General features: G+C 61.6%; 6 protein-coding genes. 5 read left to right on the top strand and 1 reads right to left on the bottom strand.

From position 1 onward, the window contains the following. Positions 1–81: 81 nt before the first annotated feature. The gene (locus T370_RS0121320) at positions 82–645 is read right to left on the bottom strand and encodes a DVU0298 family protein (protein ID WP_016360713.1); all 564 of its coding nucleotides are present in this window, start codon (positions 643–645) and stop codon (positions 82–84) included. Between the two features lie 241 nt (positions 646–886). On the opposite strand from T370_RS0121320, the gene rpmH reads away from it, so the two are divergent. From rpmH to jag, 5 genes are read left to right on the top strand one after another with little or no spacing between them, the layout of a single operon-like run. After that, a complete protein-coding gene (gene rpmH / locus T370_RS0121315; protein ID WP_005025025.1) occupies positions 887–1021 on the top strand; it encodes a 50S ribosomal protein L34 in 135 nt (44 codons plus the stop codon). Next, entirely contained in the window at positions 1009–1467 is a 459-nt protein-coding gene (rnpA, locus tag T370_RS0121310; RefSeq protein WP_169739160.1) for a ribonuclease P protein component, read from the top strand. The genes rpmH and rnpA overlap by 13 nt, the downstream gene beginning before the upstream one ends. After that, positions 1464–1742, top strand: coding sequence for a membrane protein insertion efficiency factor YidD (gene yidD / locus T370_RS24680; protein ID WP_005025021.1), 279 nt, complete (start codon positions 1464–1466; stop codon positions 1740–1742). The genes rnpA and yidD overlap by 4 nt, the downstream gene beginning before the upstream one ends. Then, the gene (yidC, locus tag T370_RS0121305; RefSeq protein WP_029436943.1) at positions 1732–3336 is read left to right on the top strand and encodes a membrane protein insertase YidC; all 1605 of its coding nucleotides are present in this window, start codon (positions 1732–1734) and stop codon (positions 3334–3336) included. Before yidD ends, yidC begins: the two co-directional genes overlap by 11 nt. Before the next feature lie 24 nt (positions 3337–3360). Further along, a complete protein-coding gene (gene jag / locus T370_RS0121300; protein ID WP_029436942.1) occupies positions 3361–4578 on the top strand; it encodes an RNA-binding cell elongation regulator Jag/EloR in 1218 nt (405 codons plus the stop codon). Positions 4579–4634 lie beyond the last annotated feature (56 nt).

Raw genomic sequence — 4634 nt, 5'->3', positions numbered from 1 at the left:
GGGGGTTAGGGAGGGGGAGGGGAACCTTTCTCCAGAAAGGTTCCCCTCCCCCCTCCAATTCCATTCCCCCCACCCGCTCCCCTAAAACATGCCGATCTTGCCCAGCGCTTCTCTGGCGATTTCGCGGCAAACGGGATCTTCGTCGCGCAAACCGGCCTGAAGCGGACCCCGGGCCTTGGACGCAAGATCGGGCCGGGCCAGAGCGAAACGCTCCACGGCACGGAAGCAGGAACGGCGCAATACGTTGTTGTCACAGAAATTGTCGCCCTTGCCCGTATCAATGACGTAGGAATTGAGGATGGGATAAAACTCGTCCCCAAGGCGGCGGTGCTGGGCGAGTATCTCGGCAAAGGCTTCGGGAATGCCCCAGCCGATGTTGCCGGATTCCTCGTTCATGTGCCACATCAGACGCCGGACGACGTTGCGGGCTTCCTCAATATGTTCATCGGCCATGCGGGAAACGGCTTTCCCGAGCGCGGAGGCCGCGCGATCGGTCGCCTCGCCGCCGAGGGGCAGACAGGAAAACAAGGGGCCCACCAACTCACGGGCGGGGACTTCGTCCAGCTCCTTGGCAAAATCGTCCCATCCCGGCTCTTGCAGCCGGGTGCGGATCGTCGTCTTTAAGGTACGGAAACGTGGCTGCATGGAAAACACCTCATCGTTTTTGCGGAGTATGCCCCCAAAAAGCGGGAGCGGCAACGCGGGCGGTTCCGGATTCCCGCCGCGTTTTTTCATATCGCTGTTGCAATTCTTCTCTTGAAGGAATAAATCGTTCAAGCCATTCGGCAAGATCCTCACAGGTTTCGGTGTCGTGTTCTGTCTGAGCTTGACTCTCCGAAGCTGAGAAGGTATACGTCACTGATCTACGTTTCCAAGGAGAGTTTCCATGAAAAGAACTTACCAGCCCAGCAAGATCAAGAGAGCGCGGACTCACGGTTTCCGTGAACGCATGAGCACCGCCAGCGGTCGCGCCATTATCCGTCGCCGCCGCGCCAAGGGGCGTAAACAATTAGCTGTTTAACCCGGCCTCGTCGGCATCGACTGCTCCGGCGGCCCGATTTCACACTCTGTTATGATGAGGGTCGCCGTTTTTTTTCCAAACACTTCGTTGTGTTTGTTCGTTTTCGTGCATCCGGTGATCCGTGGCGCGTCGGTATGGCCGTCACCAAGAAAATCGGAACGGCAGTCATGCGGAATCGTGTCAAACGGGTGCTCCGGGAATGTTTCCGGCTGCATCAGGCCCTATTGCCTCCGGCCGTGGATCTTGTGATCGTGCCAAAGCGCCACCTCAAACCTGAACAGCTCGATCTCGCTGCCGCAACCCGCGAATTCCTTCCCTTGATCAAGGAAATCGGCGGGTATGTTGTGTTGCGCCGCGAACAAAACGCCTGCCCCGACATCTCCCGCGACGGAATCGCCGCACCCGGCGGGCTCGAACCGGAAACGGCTTCCGGAGTCAAGGCGTGAAACGCCTCTCTCTGCGTCGTCTGGCGGTCCTGCCCATCCGTCTCTATCAGTGGACGTTGTCTCCCGTGCTTCCACCTTCCTGCCGTTACCATCCCACCTGTTCAGCCTATGCCATAGAGGCTGTGCTGACCCACGGCATTTTCAAGGGCAGCTGGCTCGCCCTGCGGCGCATCCTTCGTTGTCACCCCTGGTCTTCGGGAGGCTATGATCCCGTACCTCCCCCACATTCTTCCTCTTTCAGCCATCAGGAGCAACTGGATCATCATGGACGATAAACGTACTTTTCTGGCCATCGCCCTGGCAATCGCCGTTCTTTTGGCGTGGACCCCGCTGGCCGAACACATGGGCTGGATCCAGCCCCAGCAGCGCCCCGCAGCCACTCAGGAAGCCACGCCCGCGCCCGCTCCGGCGGCGCAGACGGCTGTCGCGCCCGCGTCTTCCCTGCCTGTGTTCACGCCTTCGGCCGGTACCGACGTCAAGGTGGAAACCCCGCTCTATTCCGCCGTCATCTACTCCGGCGGCGGCATCCTCCGCTCCTTTACGCTGAAGCATTACGACAAAACCATCAAGGCCGATTCCCCCAAGGTGAACCTCATTTCGCCGGAAGCGTCCCAGACCGCGCCCCTCGGCCTGACCGTCAACGGCCAGCCCTCGTGGAGCACCGGCCAGTGGTCGTTCCAGGGTTCCGACCTGAACCTCAAGGCCGGGGAACAGGGCAGCCTGACCTTCACCGGCATCGTCGATGGCGTGCGCGTCACCCGCGTCATCAGCTTCAACGCCGACAATTATCTTCTGAGCGAAAACATCCTGGTAGGTTCCGCCGACCAGGCGCCCCGCACCGTCCGCCTCGGCTTTACGGTCGCCGCCACGCCGTTCAGCAACGGCAAGTATGACCCCACCCGCCTCGCGTGGGACGCCAACGAAAGCTTCAAGGAAGAAACGAGCGCCAGCACGCTCGCCGAAAAGGGCATCATCGAACAGGGCGTCTTCAACTGGGCCGGCGTCATGAGCAACTACTTCATGAACGTCACCGCCCCCGCCGATCCCAACAACCTGACCCTCAAGGGCCGCGTGCAGGGCGACGTGTGGCGCCTCGCGCTCGAACGCCCCGATCTGCTCACGCCTTCCAACGGCGGCGAAGTGCCCGTGGCCGTGAACTGGTGGTTCGGCCCCAAGGACCGCACCATGCTGGCCACGGCTCCCGATCACCTGTCGCAGGCCGTGAACTTCGGCATGTTCTCGATCATCGCCCGCCCCCTGCTGACCATTCTGGCCTTCTTCCATTCCTTTGTGGGGAACTGGGGCATCGCCATCCTGATGCTTACCTTCTGTATCCGCGTCGTCTTCTGGCCCCTGTCCCAGAAGAGCTTCAAGTCCATGGAGCAGATGAAGAAGCTCCAGCCCATGATGAAGAAGCTCCGCGAAAAGCATAAGGACGACAAGGAAGCCCTCAACAAGGAAATGATGCAGCTGTACAAGACCTACAAGGTCAACCCGGCTGGCGGCTGTCTCCCCATCGTCGTGCAGATCCCGGTGTTCATCGGCCTGTATCAGGCTCTCCTGAACTCCATCGAGCTGCGCCATGCCTCCTTCATCGAATACCTGCCCTTCACGCACATCACGTGGCTGGCCGACCTTTCCGCGGCGGACCCGTTCTATATCACGCCTCTGCTCATGGGCGCGTCCATGTTCCTCCAGCAGCGCCTCACGCCCGCCGCCGGCGATCCCACCCAGCAGAAGGTCATGATGTTCATGCCCGTCATCTTTACGGTCATGTTCATCAACTTCCCCGCTGGTCTGGTCATCTACTGGCTGTGCAACAACATCCTGTCCATCGGGCAGCAGTGGTGGATGTTGCGTAAGGCATAACGGTTTGCGCGAGGAGAGGTTCTCATGGATGATTTCAAAGAATTTCAAGGCAAGAGCCTTGACGAAGCGATTCGCGCCGCCTGCTCGTACTTCGACGCACAGCGGGAAAAGCTGGAAATCGACATCATACAGGACGCCAAAAACGGCATCTTCGGCCTGGTAGGGGCGCGCAAGGCCATTGTCCGCGCCCGCCGTGCACAGCTCAAGCCCCGCGTAGGGTCGCTCCTGGCACGCGACGCGCAGCCCGCCTCCGCGCCGAAGGCCAAAGCCGAAGACGCTTCCCGCGCGCCCAAGCCCCGTCAGCAGGCTCCCCGTCCGCCCCGAGGCAACCGGGAACCGAAGCCGCCGTTTGAGGAAGACGACTCCATCGGCAACCGTATCCTTCCCCCAGTGGAGGAAGACGACTCCATCGGCAACCGTATCCTCCCCGAGGAAACGGATATCGACGACTCCATCGGCAACCGCGTCGATGAGCCCCGCGCTCCTCGCCGGCCCCGCCGCAACGACGGCCCCCGCATCCCCTACGAAGGGAATGAGGACGCTTTCCGGCCTCGCCGCCCCCGTCCCGAGCGCCGTGCGAATCAGGATCGCCCGGATCGTCCCGAACGTCAGGATCGTCCGCGCACGCCTCGTCCTCCCTACGAGCCGCGTCAGGAACGCCGCCCCATGGAAGCTCCGGCGGAGCAGGACGTGTTGCGGGACAGCTCGCTGGAGTTCGATCAGGACGAAGCCTTGAACGAAGGCTTGCCCTCGAAGCCTTTCTCCGAGCTGGATCAGGAAAAGCTTACCGCCGTATCTCAGGAAGTGGCCTTCAAGATCGTCAGCTCCATCCTCGGGGAAACGCCCGTGGAAGTGAAGATCATGGAGAACCGCGTGGACATCCATGTGGACTGCGGCGATGACTCCGGCCTGCTCATAGGCCGCGAAGGGCAGACGCTGGCGGCGCTTCAGTATCTGACCTCGCGCATCGTCAGCCGCCGCATGGAAGCGCCTGTGCGCGTGCAGTTCGATGTGGGCGACTACCGCGAACGTCAGGACGACCGGCTCCGTGAGCTGGCCCTTGCTCTGGCGGAACGTGTCCGTGCCACGGGGCGTCCCTGCTCCACCCGGCCCATGAGCTCCTACCATCGCCGCCTCGTGCACATGGCGTTGCAGGACTCCCCGGACGTGCAGACCCGCAGCTCCGGCGAAGGCCCCCTCAAGCGCGTGATCATCCAGCGCCGCCGTCAGGAACGGCACTAGAAATATTGGGGAGGGGAGGAACCTTTCTGAAGAAAGGCTTCCTCCCCTCCCCAAAC

The organism is Bilophila wadsworthia ATCC 49260 (assembly GCF_000701705.1).
GTDB classification, from domain to species: Bacteria; Desulfobacterota; Desulfovibrionia; order Desulfovibrionales; family Desulfovibrionaceae; genus Bilophila; species Bilophila wadsworthia.
Note: the sequence above shows the minus strand (reverse complement) of the source record. Positions and strands in the feature narration are given on the sequence as shown.

Excerpts from the sequence above, each read along its gene's own strand:
- T370_RS0121320 (WP_016360713.1), bottom strand. The coding sequence starts at position 645 with ATGCAGCCACGTTTCCGTACCTTAAAGACGACGATCCGCACCCGGCTG.
- rpmH (WP_005025025.1), top strand. The coding sequence starts at position 887 with ATGAAAAGAACTTACCAGCCCAGCAAGATCAAGAGAGCGCGGACTCAC.
- jag (WP_029436942.1), top strand. The coding sequence starts at position 3,361 with ATGGATGATTTCAAAGAATTTCAAGGCAAGAGCCTTGACGAAGCGATT.
- yidC (WP_029436943.1), top strand. The coding sequence starts at position 1,732 with ATGGACGATAAACGTACTTTTCTGGCCATCGCCCTGGCAATCGCCGTT.